Origin of the sequence: Clostridioides sp. ZZV15-6383 (assembly GCF_020657735.1) — a bacterium.
GTDB classification, from domain to species: domain Bacteria; phylum Bacillota; class Clostridia; order Peptostreptococcales; family Peptostreptococcaceae; genus Clostridioides; species Clostridioides difficile_D.
Map to the genome: position 1 here is coordinate 19,983 of NZ_JAGWCV010000001.1, position 18,115 is coordinate 38,097.

The 18,115-nt window shown below is 29.4% G+C and carries 16 protein-coding genes; 3 read left to right on the top strand and 13 right to left on the bottom strand.

The window, feature by feature from the left end:
- Window positions 1–3: 3 nt before the first annotated feature.
- Together KGF42_RS00095 and nifV are read right to left on the bottom strand one after the other, a co-directional pair.
- The gene (locus KGF42_RS00095) at window positions 4–1,929 is read right to left on the bottom strand and encodes an aconitate hydratase (RefSeq protein WP_227825485.1); all 1,926 of its coding nucleotides are present in this window, start codon (window positions 1,927–1,929) and stop codon (window positions 4–6) included.
- 24 nt (window positions 1,930–1,953) lie between these two features.
- Complete coding sequence (gene nifV / locus KGF42_RS00100) at window positions 1,954–3,147, bottom strand: homocitrate synthase (RefSeq protein WP_227821545.1); 1,194 nt, start codon at window positions 3,145–3,147, stop codon at window positions 1,954–1,956.
- A 444-nt stretch (window positions 3,148–3,591) separates the two neighbouring features.
- Between nifV and KGF42_RS00105 the strand changes: the two genes are divergently transcribed.
- Entirely contained in the window at window positions 3,592–4,719 is a 1,128-nt protein-coding gene (locus KGF42_RS00105; RefSeq protein ID WP_227821546.1) for a DEAD/DEAH box helicase, read from the top strand.
- 83 nt (window positions 4,720–4,802) lie between these two features.
- Here KGF42_RS00105 and KGF42_RS00110 read toward each other — a convergent pair whose 3' ends face one another.
- The 9 genes from KGF42_RS00110 to KGF42_RS00150 form a co-directional block, all read right to left on the bottom strand.
- The gene (locus KGF42_RS00110) at window positions 4,803–5,183 is read right to left on the bottom strand and encodes a DUF5071 domain-containing protein (protein ID WP_227821547.1); all 381 of its coding nucleotides are present in this window, start codon (window positions 5,181–5,183) and stop codon (window positions 4,803–4,805) included.
- A complete protein-coding gene (locus tag KGF42_RS00115; RefSeq protein ID WP_227825486.1) occupies window positions 5,170–6,360 on the bottom strand; it encodes a hypothetical protein in 1,191 nt (396 codons plus the stop codon). Before KGF42_RS00115 ends, KGF42_RS00110 begins: the two co-directional genes overlap by 14 nt.
- 800 nt (window positions 6,361–7,160) lie before the next feature.
- Complete coding sequence (locus tag KGF42_RS00120) at window positions 7,161–8,603, bottom strand: glutamate synthase-related protein (protein ID WP_227821549.1); 1,443 nt, start codon at window positions 8,601–8,603, stop codon at window positions 7,161–7,163.
- A 126-nt stretch (window positions 8,604–8,729) separates the two neighbouring features.
- Window positions 8,730–9,116, bottom strand: a complete 387-nt coding sequence (locus KGF42_RS00125) for a desulfoferrodoxin family protein (protein ID WP_227821550.1) — start codon at window positions 9,114–9,116, stop codon at window positions 8,730–8,732.
- A gap of 36 nt (window positions 9,117–9,152) precedes the next feature.
- Window positions 9,153–9,542: a Fur family transcriptional regulator gene (locus tag KGF42_RS00130; RefSeq protein WP_054272784.1), complete on the bottom strand. Its 390-nt coding sequence runs from the start codon at window positions 9,540–9,542 to the stop codon at window positions 9,153–9,155.
- 30 nt (window positions 9,543–9,572) lie between these two features.
- Window positions 9,573–10,109 (bottom strand): rubrerythrin, encoded by a 537-nt coding sequence (gene rbr / locus KGF42_RS00135; RefSeq protein WP_074437961.1) that lies wholly within the window; start codon window positions 10,107–10,109, stop codon window positions 9,573–9,575.
- A gap of 405 nt (window positions 10,110–10,514) precedes the next feature.
- On the bottom strand, window positions 10,515–11,363 hold the full coding sequence (locus KGF42_RS00140; protein WP_227821551.1) for a PRD domain-containing protein: 849 nt from the start codon (window positions 11,361–11,363) through the stop codon (window positions 10,515–10,517).
- Window positions 11,364–11,390: 27 nt separating this feature from the next.
- On the bottom strand, window positions 11,391–12,797 hold the full coding sequence (locus tag KGF42_RS00145) for a glycoside hydrolase family 1 protein (RefSeq protein WP_227821552.1): 1,407 nt from the start codon (window positions 12,795–12,797) through the stop codon (window positions 11,391–11,393).
- A 197-nt stretch (window positions 12,798–12,994) separates the two neighbouring features.
- Window positions 12,995–14,872 (bottom strand): beta-glucoside-specific PTS transporter subunit IIABC, encoded by a 1,878-nt coding sequence (locus tag KGF42_RS00150; protein WP_227825487.1) that lies wholly within the window; start codon window positions 14,870–14,872, stop codon window positions 12,995–12,997.
- A 335-nt stretch (window positions 14,873–15,207) separates the two neighbouring features.
- Between KGF42_RS00150 and KGF42_RS00155 the strand changes: the two genes are divergently transcribed.
- Window positions 15,208–16,395 (top strand): MFS transporter, encoded by a 1,188-nt coding sequence (locus KGF42_RS00155; protein ID WP_227825488.1) that lies wholly within the window; start codon window positions 15,208–15,210, stop codon window positions 16,393–16,395.
- A 25-nt stretch (window positions 16,396–16,420) separates the two neighbouring features.
- Window positions 16,421–17,113, top strand: coding sequence for an FCD domain-containing protein (locus KGF42_RS00160; protein WP_227825489.1), 693 nt, complete (start codon window positions 16,421–16,423; stop codon window positions 17,111–17,113).
- A gap of 217 nt (window positions 17,114–17,330) precedes the next feature.
- Here KGF42_RS00160 and KGF42_RS00165 read toward each other — a convergent pair whose 3' ends face one another.
- A complete protein-coding gene (locus tag KGF42_RS00165) occupies window positions 17,331–17,633 on the bottom strand; it encodes a PTS sugar transporter subunit IIBC (RefSeq protein ID WP_054272763.1) in 303 nt (100 codons plus the stop codon).
- A gap of 21 nt (window positions 17,634–17,654) precedes the next feature.
- Entirely contained in the window at window positions 17,655–18,065 is a 411-nt protein-coding gene (locus tag KGF42_RS00170) for a universal stress protein (protein WP_227821556.1), read from the bottom strand.
- Between the last annotated feature and the right edge of the window lie 50 nt (window positions 18,066–18,115).

The following is an 18,115-nucleotide window of genomic DNA, read 5'->3' on the forward strand; positions in this document are numbered from 1 at the left end:
ATATTAATTAGCTTGATTTTTAGTGTAATTTAATTTTCCACCAGCTTTTAATACATCCACTTCTTTTGCTGATAATTCTACTTTAACCTTAAAAGAAGTTCCTTTAGTTGTGTTCTTAACTTCCAAAATTCCATTAGCTAAATTATCTAAAATATTTGGTATCTCCAGACTATCTAAAAGAGATAGGTTTTCATAATCTTTCTCATCACAAAACTCTATTGGAATTATACCACTATTTATCAAGTTAGCCTTGTGAATTCTTGCAAAACTCTTCACTATTACCCCTTTAACACCTAAGTATAATGGTGCTAAAGCTGCATGCTCTCTACTTGAACCTTGACCATAATTATCTCCACCAACTATAAATCCTCCACCATTGTCTTTTGCTCTTTGAGGAAACGCTGTATCTACAGTGTTAAAACAATAGTTTGCAAGATATGGTATATTACTTCTAAAAGGAAGTAACTTAGCATTTGATGGCATTATATGGTCAGTAGTTATATTATCTTCTGTCTTTAGTATAATTTTTCCATCTATAGACTGACTTAGCTCTGTATTAAGAGGGAAAGGTTTTATATTAGGTCCTCTAACTACTTCTACATCACTTCCTACATCAGCAGGTTTTATTATCATGCTATCATCTATCAAAAATTCATTTACATCTAAGTTTGTAAATTTAATATCAAATTCTCTTGGGTCTGTAAGCACTCCCTTGATTGCACTTACTGCTGCTACTTCTGGGCTCACTAAATATACTTTTGCTGATAAAGTTCCACTTCTTCCATAGAAATTTCTATTGAAAGTTCTTAAAGACACAGAGTCAGTACCTGGAGATTGCCCCATACCTATACATGGACCACAAGAATTTTCTAGTATTCTAGCTCCAGCACTTATTATATCTGCTAAAGCCCCATTTCTAGCAATCATCTCCATAACTTGTCTTGAACCTGGTGCTATTACTAAACTCACATCCTTATGTACCTTATTTCCTTTTAGGATTTGAGCTACTTTCATTAAGTCTTCATAAGAAGAATTTGTACAACTTCCTATTGCAACTTGGTCTATTTTAATTTTTCCTATATTTTCAACTTCATCTACATTATCTGGACTATGAGGTTTTGCAGCTAATGGTTTTAATTCATCCAAGTTTATAGTAATTTCTTCATCATAAACTGCATCTGCATCTGGTTTTAACTCTATCCATGTATCTTCTCTTCCTTGACTCTTAAAGAATTCTAATGTTTTTTCATCACTTGGGAAGATTGAAGTAGTTGCTCCAAGTTCAGCTCCCATGTTTGTTATTGTAGCTCTTTGTGGAACAGATAAACTTTTAACACCTTCTCCACCATATTCATAAACTTTACCTACTCCACCTTTTACAGTTTGTTTTCTTAACACTTCTAGTATTATATCCTTTGATGATACCATATTATTTAATTTCCCAACTAGGTTGACCTTACAGACTTTTGGTGCTTTTATATAGTATGCTCCTCCTGCCATAGCTAATGCAACATCTAATCCACCAGCTCCAATAGCCATCATACCCACACCTCCAGCAGTAGGTGTGTGGCTATCAGACCCTAAAAGTGTATCTCCTGGTGTTGAAAATCTTTCTAAAAACACTTGATGGCAAATACCATTGCCTGGCTTAGAGAAATAAACTCCATATTTATCAGCCACTGTTTGTATATACTTATGGTCATCTGCATTTTCAAATCCTTGTTGTAACATATTATGGTCTACAAATGCCACACTTCTTTTAGTCTTTACTTTATCTATTCCCATAGCTTCTAGTTGAAGATATGTCATTGTTCCAGTAGAATCTTGTGTTAAAGTCTGGTCTATTTTTATACCAATTGAGTTACCAGCAATAGCTTCTCCATCTACTATATGTTTTTTAATTATTTTATAAACTATATTATCTCCCATACTTTCCTCCTAAACAATTATATCTTAAATATATGAACCTCTAACTGCTTCTTCTTCTGTTGTACCTTTTTCATGTGCTAGTATATCACAATATAATTGAAGAATCTCTTTATCCATCAAACTTCTTTTTAATCTTATAGATGTAGCTCTTATAGCATTTAATAGTTTGGTAGCGTTTTCTGGAGAAATATACATTTCATATTCACTCAATTTGTTTATAACTGCAGCTCTTCCTGAATGTTTACCTATTACTATTTTTCTTTCAAGATTTACTTCACTTGGGTCAAATGGTTCATAGTTATGTGGGTCTTTTAAAGCTCCATCTGCATGTATACCAGATTCATGTATAAACATATTATCCCCAACTACTGCTTTCCATGTAGGAAGAATTCTTCCTGATGCCTGTGCTACATACTCACATATTCCTCTAAATTTTCTAGTATCTATATTATTTAAATCACATTTATAGACGCACTTAAGTGCCATTAAAACCTCTTCTAATGCTGCATTTCCTGCTCTTTCTCCTAATCCATTTACTGTAACACCAACATAATTTGCTCCTGCTGCTATTCCTGCAAGTGCATTTGCAGTTGCCATCCCAAAGTCATTATGTGTATGCATTTCTATGTCAAAATTAGTTCTTTCATGAAGAGTTTCTATTGCATTCTTTGTAGAAAAAGGATTCATAACTCCTACTGTATCACAGTATCTAAATCTATCTGCCCCTGCTTGTTTTCCAACATTTATAAATTCAGTTAAGAAGTCTATATCTGCTCTTGAAGCATCTTCTCCATTTACTGAAACATATAGTCCATTTTTCTTTGCAAATTCAACTGTTTTGGCCATGTTTTCTAAAACCCAACCTCTAGAAGTTCTCAATTTATTTTCTATATGAATGTCAGATACTGATATCGATATAGCTACTGCATCAACACCACAAGAAATAGATTCTTCAACATCTTTTATTACTGCTCTATTCCAAGCCATTATATCTGATTTTAAATTTCTACTACATATGTGCTTTATTACATTTTTTTCATCTCCACCCATAGTAGGTATACCAACTTCAATTTGGTCAACACCTAGGTCACTTAACATTTCAGCAATCATTATTTTTTCTCTATTTGCAAATACAACCCCAGCTGTTTGCTCTCCATCTCTTAAAGTAGTATCTACTATTTTTATTTCCTTTGCTCTATCTTTTGATATAATGCACATATTAATGCCCCCCTTAGTATACTTTTAATTTTAAAAACATTAGGTCTTATTTTTCATTGACATCTCTAACTTATGATTATTTTTTTATTTTTTATTCATTTTAATTTCATTTGCAATTTATTTTTTTGACTTTTCATATCTTGTAATCTATTATATTACTTTGTATCATTTATTGCACTATATTTTTTCTTTTTTGTGAAAACTTCTTAAAAATGAAAGTTATTATGTTTTTCTTGCATTTTAATTTAATTTTTAAATAGATTTATTTTCAAAAAACCTTTAAAAATAAACCTCTAAAATTCCTACTAAAATTTAATTTAAGCTATATTCCATTTTAAAGTATCTGCATATATTTCTAAACAATATAAATAATAATCAAAAAAATTACTAAAAATACTTACAAATATGATATTATTAATTGATTAATAAAAAAGAAAATTTTTCATGAAAGGTAAGATAATAATGGATTTTAAGAACTTAGGGATTAGTGAAAATACAATAAATATTCTAAGAAAATCAGGAATAACAACACCTACACCTATACAAAAAGAAAGTATTCAATTGATAAAAGAAGGAAAAGATATCATAGCAGAAGCTCAAACTGGAACAGGAAAAACACTTGCTTTTTTACTTCCGATATTTGAAAATATATCATTAGATATAAATGATATACAAGTACTTATACTTTCTCCTACAAGAGAGCTAGCTATACAAATAACAGAAGAAGCTATGAAACTTAAAGAATATAAAGATGTAAGTATTCTAGCAGCCTATGGAGGAAAGGATATTGGTTCTCAAATAAATAAACTAAAAGGAAATATTCATATGATTATAGCTACACCAGGTAGACTTTTAGACCATCTAAATAGAAAAACTATTGACCTTAGCAAGTTAAAAACTTTTGTTTTAGATGAAGCGGATCAAATGTTACTTATGGGATTCAAAAATGAAGTTGAGGCTATTTTAAAAGAAACTTCAAATAAAAAGCAAACACTATGTTTTTCTGCAACTATGAATTCTCAAGTAAAAAAATTGGCTTATAGATATACAAAAAATCCTGTTGTAGTTTCTATCCAAAAAGAAGAAATTACTCTTAACAATATAAAACAAGAAGTAGTGGAAACTACAGATAGAAAAAAATTGGATGCCTTATGTAAGGTTCTAGATGAAGATAATCCTTTTATGGCAATAATATTTTGTAGGACTAAAAGAAGAGTTGATAATCTCGAAGAGGCTCTTGCTATAAGAGGATACAATTGTCAAAAACTTCATAGTGATATTGCTCAATCAAAACGAGAAAGAATAATGAAATCATTTAGAAATTTAGATATACAATACTTAATAGCTACAGATGTAGCTTCTCGTGGTCTTGATATATCTGGAGTAAGTCATATATATAATTACGATTTGCCAGAAACACCAGAAGACTATATCCATCGTATTGGTAGAACTGGTAGGGCTGGTGAAGAAGGCTATACATGTGCTTTTATTGACCCTAAAAATGAACGAATGTTGAGTGAAATAGAGACAGCTATAGAATCTAAAATTACTAGAAGAATTATAGAATTGTAATCTATAAACTAATTAAAATGCCAATAGTATATAAACACTATAATATACAGAAAGCAGGTATCAACTTTTTCTTTATTATAATACTATTTTATATTGCATAAAAAAGCTGTAACCTTTATGATTACAGCTTTTGCTATTTCATCTACTTCTGCTTCACATTCCCATTTAGTTGGATTTTCAGCGATTATCTTAACAAATAGAACTATAGGTTCAAGGTTTTTATCTACAAACAGTGGCAAAAGACATGAAATTATCCAATATTTCCAATCATCATCTTCTTCTGCAAGAACATCTATTATTAATGGAGTAATTAACTCTTGATGTAGAGCTAAAACAGGTAAAATTTCTTTTGCAACAGGCCAGTTATAATCTTGCATCCATTCCAATAATCTATAACAAATCGGCCTTATATCTTCATCAGATAATAATTTTAATTTTTCGATATTACTATTATAAATTTTCAATATTTTCGTTTAATTCGGCTGGCCATTTAACTTCTGGATGTTCCTTTGCGAACTTCTTATTCTTATAATGACCTAATGTAAGGAAAGGAATTACTATAGTGAATAGACCCAAATAACCACAATATCCATATCCGTATTTAACTATATTACTTAATCCTGTAAGAGATATAAGCATTGACACTACCATTATTGCACAAGCTGTAAATACCCTTCTTTTCATTTTTGAAGAAAGGAAAGAAAGTGCTTTATGGTCTTCAAATCTATTTACAAGACCAAATATAGTAGTTACTCCTGTAGACATTAAGCAAAGGAATAATGCAACATTATAAATTATGTATATAGTATGATTTCCAGATTGACCTGCAACATACAGAGTAGGAAGTGTTGTTTGCCCAGCAGCAATAATTTCTCTATACCATCCCATTAACATAGTTACAGCAAGCCCTAGTGCAATTGCATTCATAACAAATGAAAGTACCATTGCCTTAGTAGCTTCTTTTGAATTCTTAAGAAGTGGTCTTGAACATCCTGCAAGTGTAGGTATAACAACCGATTGAAAACCTGCATAAATGAAGGTATTAAGTATTGGCTTGATATAGCCAGGTGTGAAACTCGTTCTATTTGATAATATTTCAGTTATTTCTGGTACTTTAGCTTTTATACCAACTATAAAAATAGTAAGAGTACATACTAGAATAGCTATTGTCATTGCTGTAGCTGCTTTAGATACAAGCATAGCTCCAAATATAGTAAAGACAAGAAGTACAATTCCAATGATAAATACAGCTATAAAGTAATTTACCCCTATACTTTGAAACACTGCTGCTGCACCTGCTATAACAGCACTTACAGCTATTAAAACCATCAGATAATAATATATTTCCCATATTATTTCAAGTTTTGGATATGGACTCCAAAGCTCACAAAATAAATCCTTATAATTCCTACAATCATTATTATTATACATTATGATAACTTCTCTCATGGTAGCAGTAAGTATAATCATTGCTAAAATTGCCATAAGTGGTGCTGTCCATCCATACTGCACATAGTACTGAGTTTCTTGATTCCCTGTAGCAAACCCTCCTCCTGCATGTGAACTAAAAAGAACGCTTGCAACTCCAAAAATAGCTAAAATAGAGCCTGTTACTTTTGCTTTCTTTACATTTTTTTGCATGAAATCATCCTCCCTAGAAATGATATTAAAAGTTTATATTTTAACACTTTATTGATAAAACAATAACATTTTTGTTCATTAAATTCAACCATATTTTTCCAATAAATTTACATTTATATCTGATTTTCACCTATATGTTAAATATTTTTTACATATTTATTTTATTTTAATCTTGTTTTCAAATCTTTTTCGTTTTTTAATTTCATGAAATTTCTTTTTTAGTGTTAAATTTTACACAAAATATCTTTTATTATATTATAATTATTACTTAATAATAATATAATAATAATTACATTACATAAAATCTCCTATATTATCATATTCATTGGAATTATTGAGTCTGAAAAAAATAATCAATGTAATTTAAAAAAAGGGATAGATGAATATAAATAACTTTAATTTATTTACATTTATTCTATCATTATTAATACATGATAAAATTGTTTATTAATGAAAATATATTCTTATTAAAAATAAATTTTTTTACAATATTTCATATAAAAATACATAGCTTTATTTTAAAATAAATATAATAAAAAAGATACTTTCTATAGAAAATATCTTTTTAACCTTCAACTCAAACCTTTTAATATCTTTAATTTTCATAATAAAAGTGGTCTGTCTCAAAATAGAGAGATAAGCCTCTTTTTCATTGCTAAAATGATGAAAATATGTTTGACTTCATACAAAAAAGAGTATCTCATGAACTAAAAAGTTCATTTTGAGACACTCCCTTTTATGAAATATATTTCTTATTTACTTTTATAACTATCTACAAGCTAATAGTTCCAAACTTCAACCTATACATGTTGTATATTTGTATAATTTGATATTTCAGAATTAACTGTATATAAATCACCAACACTTAAATCATGTACATCTTTATGACCAGATATTCTAGCAAAAGTCTTAAGCTCTTCTAAACTTACATTTAAAAAGTTTGCCACTCTATCAGCACTATTTTCTATATGTAATCTTTTTCTCAATTCCTCATCTTGAGTAGCTACTCCTACAGGGCACTTACCAGAACCACATATACGATATTGTTGACACGCTGCTGCCATAAGAGCAGAACTTGCAATGGCAACTGCATCAGCTCCCATAGCTATTGCTTTAGCAAAATCAGTAGATATACGAAGTCCACCTGTTATAACTAAATCTATATCTAATCCATGTGTATCTATATATTTTCTAGCACGGTAAAGAGCAAATATTGTTGGGATTGAAGTTGCATCTTTAAGCAATTTTGGGCTTGCTCCAGTAGCTCCACCACGACCATCAATAGTCACAAAATCAGGTTTAGCATAAGCTATAAATTCCATATCTTTTTCAATATGACCTGCTGAAATTTTAACACCTATTGGACGCCCTTCTGAAATATCTCTAAGTTCATCTACAAGTTTCTTTAAATCTTCTTTGGATTGTATTTCTTCAAAACAAGATGGGCTTATTACATCTTGACCTACAGGCTTATTTCTTATCTTTGCTATTTCTTCAGTCACTTTTTCACCAGGAAGGTGACCTCCCATACCAGGTTTTGTACCTTGACCAATTTTTATCTCTATAGCATCAGAATTTTTAAGATTTTCTTCAGTGACACTGTACTTATTTGGCACGTATTCAAAAATATACTTGTATGAAGCTTCCTTCTCTTCTGGTAATATACCACCTTCACCACTACACATAGCTGTCTTATTTTTAGCTGCACCCTTTGCTAAAGCTATCTTTAATTCTTTAGATAAAGCTCCAAATGACATGTGAGAAATATAAACTGGATTTTCTATAATCATAGGTTTTTTTGCTTTTTTACCTATTATTGTTGTTGTATTTACTTCATCATGTTCATTTAGAGGCATTGGATTTAATTGAGCACCCATAAGCAAAATATCATCCCAAGAAATTACTGGTAGTTTAGTTCTCATAGGTTCTATTATAGATTTTCCTGTAACAGCCATTTCATGAATTATATCCATATGTTTTTCAACTTCATCATCTCTTCTTAAATATGTACTTAAGTAATTTAAATCTCCCGCTTTTTCACTATTTAATTTAGATTCATCTTCAACTATATCTTCTATTTCCTTTTCATCTTCTTCATAGTAAACAGTACTTATCTTTCCAAAATAACTACGACCTTTTGTACATACAGGACACTCCCAGTCTTCACTTAATTCGTCCCATGTTTTATCATTCTTAGATTCATCATAAATATATCCACAAACACTACATTTATAAATTGACATATTATTTTCTCCTCATGTTATATTGACATTAAATAAAATTAAAACTTGAATTTATATAAATTTATAGGAGGCTATTTGTATGAAAATACGTTTATAGCCTCCTTTTTGACTCACTTTATTCAAATATTACAGTTCAGCCTTCCATAATCCATGTAAATTACAGTAAGCATATGCAGAAATAACTTTCTCATCATCATTCAAAGCAAACTTAACTACAGGTTCTCCATCTACTGCTAGACATTTACGTTGACCACCTTGTTCAGTCATAAGATACACCCATGCTATGTGATGTTCTTTAGTCATTGGATGAGCAACACTACTTATTTTAACAGTAACATTATTTCCCTCTACTTCAATTACAGGTACATGCTTTTCAACTGCTGCATCTGTTGTATTAGGAACAAGTTCCTTCATAGGTTTTCCACAACAGAAAATAGGTACACCGCCATTTTGTATCATTCCTACAAGGTTTCCACAAGTCTCACATATAAAAAATTTTTGTTCACTACACATAAACTCACCTCATTAATTATTTTTAGAATTTGAAAACTAACCTACTTGATTACACTTTCTACAATTATTACAAATCCCTTTAAAACTTATGTTATAAGATGTTATTTTTATGTCTGTTTCCTCTGCTATTGACTCTTTTAAATTATTCAGAACTTCAGATTCTAAATCGTATACCTCTCCACATACTTCACATATGATATGATAGTGATTATCCATTCTACCATCAAATCTATCTGGATTTCCTGGAATACTAACCTTCCTTATAAAGCCATGTTCCGTTAACTGAGCTAAATTTCTATACACAGTTCCTAAGCTTAAATTTGGATTATCTTTTTTTAAGTTTTCATATAGGTAATCCGCAGTAGGATGAACCGGATTATTTAATATTTCATTTAAAATCAGTTCTCTTTGTTTAGAAAATTTCATAGTTAACATTCCTTTTAATTATAATAATTTTTAATAGTTTTCAGCTTTTATATTAAAGTATGCTTTTGGATGGTCACATACTGGGCATTTTTCTGGTGCTTCAGTACCTACATACACATGTCCACAGTTTTGGCATTGCCAAACAACTTCTTCATCTCTTTTAAATATTTTTCCTTCATTTAAGTTTTCTAAAAGTTTTAAGTATCTTTCTTCATGCTCTTTCTCTATTTTTCCAACAGCTTCAAATAAATAAGCTATTTTGTCAAATCCTTCTTCTCTAGCTTCTTTAGCAAATTTTGCATACATGTCAGTCCATTCATAGTTTTCACCTGCTGCTGCATCTTTTAAATTTTCCTCTGTTGAAGGCATACCATCATGTAAAAGTTTAAACCATAATTTAGCATGTTCCTTTTCATTGTTAGCAGTCTCTTCAAATATAGCAGCTATTTGATTATAACCTTCTTTTTTAGCTTTTGAAGCATAGTATGTATATTTATTTCTTGCTTCTGACTCTCCTGCAAATCCTGCCATTAGATTCTTTTCTGTTTTAGTTCCTTTTAAGTTCATAATTAATTCCTCCTTTTTAATAATAGTAATGATTACTATTTCTATATTTATATAATATATTAATTTCCACTTTTTGTCAACTATATATAATATTATTTTTTTTATTTAAATATTCTTATTTTCAAATATTTTATTTAAAAGCTGTATTTGACTACAAAATATTTTTAAATCTCAATACTTAATCATCTTCTCATACAAATTATTTCAGAAATTTTGTTAGATATATTTTATAAACTATTTATTTTATATATTTTTATATAAAAATATATAAAATAAATAGTTTATATATTTTTATATAAAAATTAAGAGATAGTGACTAGTCACTATCTCTTAAAGTAATTCTTTTATTCAACTTTACTGAATTGCTTCTTATTTTTTATAATATTACTAACATATTGAGATACTCTAACTATTTTCATCTAATTCTCCTAAAATCTTATGAATATGAATCATCAAATATAACTCTTCTTGTCTTGGTAATTCTCTAGAGTATTCCTTATATATATAAGCCCTTACCTTTTTCACACATTCATATTCTTCCTTACAATTTTTTTGAACTTGCTCATATATAAAATCTATCTTTTCTTTTGATGATTTGTTAGCCAGAAATCTTTGTGAAAAAGCCTTTAGATGCATTACAAATCTCCTATAATAAAATGATTCTTTATTATATACAATAGAAAAGTGATAATGAACTATTTGCAAAATAGCATTTACAATTTTAGCACTTCTCTTATTTCTATCACTATAAGGATTATCTTGTTGTGCATTTATAAAATGGCCTGCTATATTACCAATCTCTTCTTCTGGTAGGTCTAAACCAAGAACCTCCTTAAAAACAGTAATTGCATATTTTCCTATATCATATTCTTTTGGATTAAACTCCTTGATTTCAAACAAATAGTGGTTTTCAATCATTATACCTTCTTTAAAGCGTCTCACTGCAAAGGCGATGTGGTCAGTTAAGGCTAAATATATATGGTTCATAAGTTTTAAGTTATATTTTTCTATTCCATATGCAATTATCATTTGAGCTATACCAAAGTATTCTGCATCTATTTCTGATGCTAGTTGTATAATACTCTTTTTTATATTTTCATCATGAAGAACAAAAGTTTTTTCTATATCTTTTTTATTTAACTCAGAACCAGCTTTATAATTATGACCAATCCCTTTCCCCATCAATATTATTTCTTCATCATTATCATCCTTTGCAAGTAGCAACGAATTATTTAATACCTTTGTAATGTACATACTAAAACCCTCAATATATATTTATGTTTATTTTACTATTTTATTGTTCTCTATAACTTCTTTGTACCAGTAAAAACTATCTTTCTTGATTCTTTTTAAATCTAAAACTTCATGGTCAGTTCTATTTATATAAACGAGTCCATAACGTTTATTAAAACCTTGAGAAGAACTTAAAAGGTCTGTAAATGACCATGGACAATATCCAATCATCTCTACACCATCTTCAATAGCTAGTTTACATGCATTTATATGACTTCTTAAATAATCTATACGATAGTCATCATGAATTTTTCCATCTTCTAATGTATCTTTAGCTCCAAGCCCATTTTCTGTTATTATAACAGGTAAGTGATATCTTTGCCAATATTCATTTAAGGCAAATCTAAGACCTGATGGGTCTATTGCTGCTCCATACTCAGAAGCCTCTAGGTTAGGATTCATTGACATTTTAAATAATCCATACATACTAAAATCAACAGTTCCTTCTCTTAACCCAAATGGATGTTGTAAGTCCTCAGGTAAAGCTTCTGCACAATTTGTTCTATAGTAGTTTACAGCTATAAAATCCATTTTAGACTTTTTAAGTATTTCTTTATCCCCCTCTTCCATATGAGGAACTATATTTCTTTTTTCAAGATAGTTCATGTAATACCCTGGATATTCTCCATAATGATGCATATCAAGCATATAGTACACTTTAAAATTATCATTCATTCTAGCTGCATATACATCTTCTGGTTTAGAAGTAAGAGGATATGTTACAGATGATGATACTGCTGCTCCAATTTTACTTCCTTCTATCATCTCATGGCATGCATTGACTGCTAATGCATGTGCCAAACAAAGATTATAATCCATCTGAGCACGCATTTTATCTATCTTCCATGAATCTGTTTCATCATATATATTAATTCTCTCTTCTACTCTTACAATTAAATTCTGTTCATTATGAGGTTGCCAATACTTTACTCTATCTCCAAAATGCTTAAAGCATATTTTAGCAAATCTTTCAAAAGCATAAACAGTCGCTCGACTTTCCCAACCATTATATTTCTCTACTAGTGTAAATGGAAGGTCAAAGTGATATAAAGTTACGAATGGCTCAATATCGCACTCTATTAGTTTATCTATTATCTTATTATAAAAATCTATACCTTTTTGATTTATTTCTCCTTCACCATCTGGAATTATTCTTGCCCATGAAATTGAAAAACGATAAGTTTTCATCCCTAATTCTTTCATCAATTCAATATCTTCTTCATAGTTATGGTAAAAGTCTGATGCAACTTTAGTATCTGCTTGTAAATGAGACTTTTTAAAAGAATTGTAGTCAGCTACGGTTTTTCCTTTATTATCGTCATCCCAAGCCCCTTCCACTTGAAATGCAGAAGATGATGCTCCCCATAAAAAATCTTTTGGAAATCCTGTATTCATAAATATTTCTCCTTTTTATATTGATTATTTTCTTTGTTGATTCATTTCAATAAGTTCACTTTATATTAACTATTTTCTTTGTTGATTTATTTCAATAAGTTCACTCTACATTAACTATTTTCTTTGTTAATTCATTTCAATAAACTTACTTTTAGATATATTTAATTATTAACTTAATTATCTCTAGTCAAATTAGCTTAATTACTAGCTAATACTAATGAAATTATATTATCATTTGTTGAAACATAACTAGATTTACAAGAAACTACTTGTCCAAAATCAAAGGTATTGTTTACTATAACTGGTGTAGTTACATCGTAACCAGCTTTTTTTATTTTATCTATATCAAAAGATATAAGTTTATCACCTTTCTTCACTAAATCCCCTTGATTAACATGTTTTGTAAAGTATTTACCATTTAACTCCACTGTGTTAATTCCAACATGTATTAACATTTCTGCTCTATTATCTAATTTTAATCCTATTGCATGTAATGTTGGAAATAAAGAAACTACTTCACAATCAGTAGGAGCTGTTATTACACCTTTTGTAGGTAATACAGCTATGCCTTCTCCCATAGCTTTTGATGCAAACACATCATCCTTTACTTCTGATAATTCTATACATTCTCCTTCTACAGGCGAAGTTATATCAATAACACCATCTTTCTTTTCTACTTTTATAGATGAATTTTCTTTATTAGAAGATTCTTCTAAATCTTCAAACCCAACTAGATAAGTTGAAATAGCTGAACCAAAAAACGCTATAGCACAACCACCTAGATAACTTAAGAAACCTAATGCACCTGCTTCAGCATATACAGGTATAGTTAAAACACCTTGGTTTGCAAATGCGTTACCATAAGCTCCACCCATTCCCATTATGGCACCTCCAACTGCACCACATATTACAGCACATACCATAGGTTTTTTTAATCTAAGATTGGCACCATATATTGCAGGTTCAGTTATACCAAATAAAGCTGTTATAGTTGCAGACATAGAAATTGTTTTTAATCCTTGATTTTTAGTTTTAAAGAACACTCCTAGTGCAGCTCCTGCTTGTGAAAAGTTTGCAGCTCCTGCAAATGCCAATAAATTTTGTCTTCCTGTTTGAGCAACATCACTTATACCTATTGGTAACAATGCTCTATGTGCACCAAATATAACCAACACACACCATAACCCACCTACAAATGCTCCACACAATGCTGGGCTTAGTTCATAAATATACTTATAAGAAAAGTTTATGGCATTTCCTATATAGATTCCAATTGGTCCAAATAAAAATAATGTTGCAGGTAACATTATAACCAATGATAAAGTTGGAACCATTATTATTTTAATTACTTCAGGTATATACTTTTCTAATACTTTTTCAACATATGAAAGAGCCCATATGGCAATAATTATTGGAATAACAGATGATGTATACGTAGCTTTTGTTACTGACAAACCTAAAAATCTAACAGCCTCTTCACCTGCCATCAAAGCAGTAAAAGTTGGATAACAAAGTGTAGCCCCTAATACCATAGATATTATTTTATTTGCATTAAATACTTTCGCCGCAGTATATCCTAGTATAATAGGCATAAAATAGAATATAGAATCAGCCATAGCATTTAAAATAATATAGCTTTGAGTTTCTTTTATATCTACTCCATTTTTATTCATATAATACATAGCAAGAACTGATAAAATACCTTTAATCATACCAACTCCTGCTATAGCAGGTATTGTAGGTGTAAATATACCAGCTACTGCTGATAATATAGAATTCATTATACCTTGTTTTTCTTCATTTTCATTTTTCTTACCTGCATCATTTGATTGAGGTACAATTTTTATAACCTCATCATATACTTTTTTTACTTTATTGCCAATTACAACTTGTATTTGACCCATACTCTCAACAACAGTTATTACTCCTTCAGTTTTAGATAACTTATCTTTATTCACTTTAGAAGCACTTTTGACTTTAAATCTAAGTCTTGTCATACAATGAGTCACTTCATTTATATTCTCTTTTCCTCCTACATTTAGTAGAATTTCTTGAGCTATATTTTTATAATCCATAAAAAATCCTCCATTTTCAATTATCGGCTTTTTGTTTTATGGCCATTTAAACAAAAAAATCGAACCAAATAAATAGATTATACCCATAGTACTCTATAGATAATCTATAAAAATTGATTCGATCTTGCCTGCATTACCAGTAACACGTCTACTGTTATATATTCAAATTTGTTAATTTTATAGTATCATAAGCGTTTTCTTAATTCAACTATAAATTATAATTTTTTAGTAAATAATAATTATATATTTAAATTTTTTTTAATACAGAAAGTACTTGATAAAAAAATCTAAATGGTATATTATTTGCATTATAAATATACCATCTGGAGGATAACATGAAAAAAATATCTAATCAAAAATTACTTTTACTTGCTATTGTTGTGTTTTTCTGGTTTTCACAATATGTATATATACCTTTCCAAAGTCCATATTTAAGTGCATGCAATGTATCTACAAACATGATTGGTATAATAATAGGTGCATATGGAATCTCACAGTGTTTACTAAGGCTTCCTGTTGGAGTATTTGCCGACTCCATAAATAAACATAAAATATTTATACTATCTGGAATTTTCTTTGCTGGTTTAGCATCTCTTATAAGAGTCTTTTCTCCTGAGGGCAATGGTTTTCTTATAGCTAATATTTTGTCTGGAATATCATCATCAACTTGGATTTCTTACATGGTTCACTACACCAACTTTTTTTCTACAGAACATCAACAAAAAGCTACAAGTACGATAATATTGGTAAACAATCTAGGAATGTTGATTGGATTTGTTATGAGTACTTTATTTTATGAAAAATTAGGAATGACAGCCTTATGTATCATGAGTGTATTGTCTTCATTCATTGGAACAATTCTAGCTTTAAATATAAAAAATCATAATTCAAAAAAAACACATGAAAAAACATCAGTTAAAAACTATTTATCTATCTGTAAGGATAAAAGACTTATATTTTTTTCTTTCATGGCATTGATTCAACAAGGTATTCAAATGTCCACAACAATGTCATTTACTACTCAAATTCTTAAAAACTTAGGTTCTAGCTCTACCCTTATAGGCTTATCTTCTATATTTTATATGTTATGTGCTGTTGCCTCTTCTGGCTTTGCTTCTACTAAGTTTTGTACTAAATACGGACCAAAATTTTGGATTCCTTTGGTGTTTATTTTAATTTCGGCTTACTGCTTTTTAGTTCCAACAATAAGACGTGTTAATATAATATTTGTACTACAATTGCTACCAGGTATATCTACAGGAATACTTCTTTCTTACCTCACTAGTGAGTCCATGAAAAACGTCCCAAAACACCAGAAATCTACAGCAATGGGCTTTTTTCAAGCAATCTATGCTATAGGAATGTCTGTATTTCCAATGATAGTTGGTAAAATATCAGATTATACTTCAATACAGTATGGATACTTTGTCTTGGCTATTATATCTATAGTAGCTTCTATCTTGTCTTATACATATTATAAAAAAGTAGACTTAACTCTTAACTATGATATAATACAATCATAAAAAAATTATATGTTTAGGAGTTTTTATGAAAAGCTTAAATGCCACTGAGAAAATTATTGATTATATTAAATTGAACATTCTAAATGGAACTTTTAAAATTAATAGTAAATTACCAAGTGAGAGAAAGATTGCTGACCTGTTCAACATAAGTAGAATACCTGTAAGAAATGCCATAAATATACTCTGTAAGGAAGGAATACTTAGAGCTGTACCTCACTCAAGCCCTATAGTTGAAGGATTTAAAAAAGTCGACCTGTTTAATGATAATGAAGTCTATAAAAACCATAACATACAAGAATTTTATGTTGAATCTTTAAGGGCAAGGCAACTTATCGAAAGTGAAGCTACTAGATTAGCAATTTTAAACGCTACATCCAAAGAACTTCAAAAAATAAAACATACTTACATAAAGTCAATCGAGGAACTGTATAAGGTTTCTCAGGGTTTAATAGAAGAATGTTATGATGCTGACTTGCAATTTCACAAAGAAATAATTTTAGCTTCTCATAACCCAATTTTTATAAAGTATTATGAGCTAATACCTAAAACAGTTTCTTCTAACCAATACTTCGGTTTTAAATATAGAAATTCTCTCAAAGATATGATTAGCCACCATAATGAGATAATGATGGCATTCGATAGTAAAGACTCTGACTTAGGTTATACATCAATGTACAATCATTTAGAAGATGTAATTCAGTTATTTCAACATGATTAAACTTCTATTTTACCTTAAATACAACTAGCATATAAAAATGGAGTGTATCAAAGTGAACTTTTTAGTTCATGAGGCACTCTTTTTTGTATGAAATCAAATATATCTTCATCATTTCAACAATGAAAAAGAGTCTTCTCTCTATTTTGAGACAGTCTCTTTATTTCTTGTGTAAAATATGTAAAAAGGCGTCGCTCTATTCTTAGTGCGACACCCATGATTAATTTAAGTCTATTAAAATTTCACTTACTATAGATTTTGCATCTTCTATTATATACTTTGGATCGACTTCATAAAATTCTCTATCTACAAATCTATCAATCTTCTCTATACTTTCTATAGAATCGCTTGTAACAAATAATACTATAGATGCATCTTCTATGTCATAAATAGAAAGTTCATTTTTTATATTATCATTATCTTGAATTTCATAAACTAAATCAAATCCTAAATCATTTGCAGCTTCTTTAAGAGAATTTAAACTTCTTTCACTTTCACAAACTGCTACTATCTTTTTATTCATATTTCAAATACCTCTCTAATTCTACTCTGGTACAATCATTACTATACATTTTGCTTGTTTAACTACACTTGCTGTTACTGAACCTATCATTCTAGTAAGACCTTTTTTAGTAGATTTTGTCATAACTATAAAATCTACATTATCTTCTTTCGCTTTTCTAATTATCTCATCTCCTGGATACCCAAAAGTAAAGTGTACTTTAACATCATACTCTCCCATTATCTCTGCTGCTTTATCCAGGATTCTTCTTCCTAAGTTCTCAGAATTCTTTATCTCTTCAGCTAGGGATATGCCATCAATAAATACTAGTTCTTTTACATTCATTATTTCTACTTCGACTTCATCTTTTTTGAATATTCCTTGTATAAATTCCAAAGAATGCATACTTCTTTCTGTCCCATCAATTGGCACTAATATTTTCTTTTTATTCATGTCACATCTTCCTTTCTCACTTTAGAATATTTAAGTAAAATATATATTCT

Coding starts and splice junctions, on each gene's coding strand:
- KGF42_RS00095 (WP_227825485.1), bottom strand. CDS start 1,929: ATGGGAGATAATATAGTTTATAAAATAATTAAAAAACATATAGTAGAT.
- nifV (WP_227821545.1), bottom strand. CDS start 3,147: ATGTGCATTATATCAAAAGATAGAGCAAAGGAAATAAAAATAGTAGAT.
- KGF42_RS00105 (WP_227821546.1), top strand. CDS start 3,592: ATGAAAGGTAAGATAATAATGGATTTTAAGAACTTAGGGATTAGTGAA.
- KGF42_RS00115 (WP_227825486.1), bottom strand. CDS start 6,360: ATGCAAAAAAATGTAAAGAAAGCAAAAGTAACAGGCTCTATTTTAGCT.
- KGF42_RS00120 (WP_227821549.1), bottom strand. CDS start 8,603: ATGTCAATTTATAAATGTAGTGTTTGTGGATATATTTATGATGAATCT.
- KGF42_RS00125 (WP_227821550.1), bottom strand. CDS start 9,116: ATGTGTAGTGAACAAAAATTTTTTATATGTGAGACTTGTGGAAACCTT.
- KGF42_RS00130 (WP_054272784.1), bottom strand. CDS start 9,542: ATGAAATTTTCTAAACAAAGAGAACTGATTTTAAATGAAATATTAAAT.
- rbr (WP_074437961.1), bottom strand. CDS start 10,109: ATGAACTTAAAAGGAACTAAAACAGAAAAGAATCTAATGGCAGGATTT.
- KGF42_RS00140 (WP_227821551.1), bottom strand. CDS start 11,363: ATGTACATTACAAAGGTATTAAATAATTCGTTGCTACTTGCAAAGGAT.
- KGF42_RS00145 (WP_227821552.1), bottom strand. CDS start 12,797: ATGAATACAGGATTTCCAAAAGATTTTTTATGGGGAGCATCATCTTCT.
- KGF42_RS00150 (WP_227825487.1), bottom strand. CDS start 14,872: ATGGATTATAAAAATATAGCTCAAGAAATTCTACTAAATGTAGGAGGA.
- KGF42_RS00155 (WP_227825488.1), top strand. CDS start 15,208: ATGAAAAAAATATCTAATCAAAAATTACTTTTACTTGCTATTGTTGTG.
- KGF42_RS00160 (WP_227825489.1), top strand. CDS start 16,421: ATGAAAAGCTTAAATGCCACTGAGAAAATTATTGATTATATTAAATTG.
- KGF42_RS00165 (WP_054272763.1), bottom strand. CDS start 17,633: ATGAATAAAAAGATAGTAGCAGTTTGTGAAAGTGAAAGAAGTTTAAAT.
- KGF42_RS00170 (WP_227821556.1), bottom strand. CDS start 18,065: ATGAATAAAAAGAAAATATTAGTGCCAATTGATGGGACAGAAAGAAGT.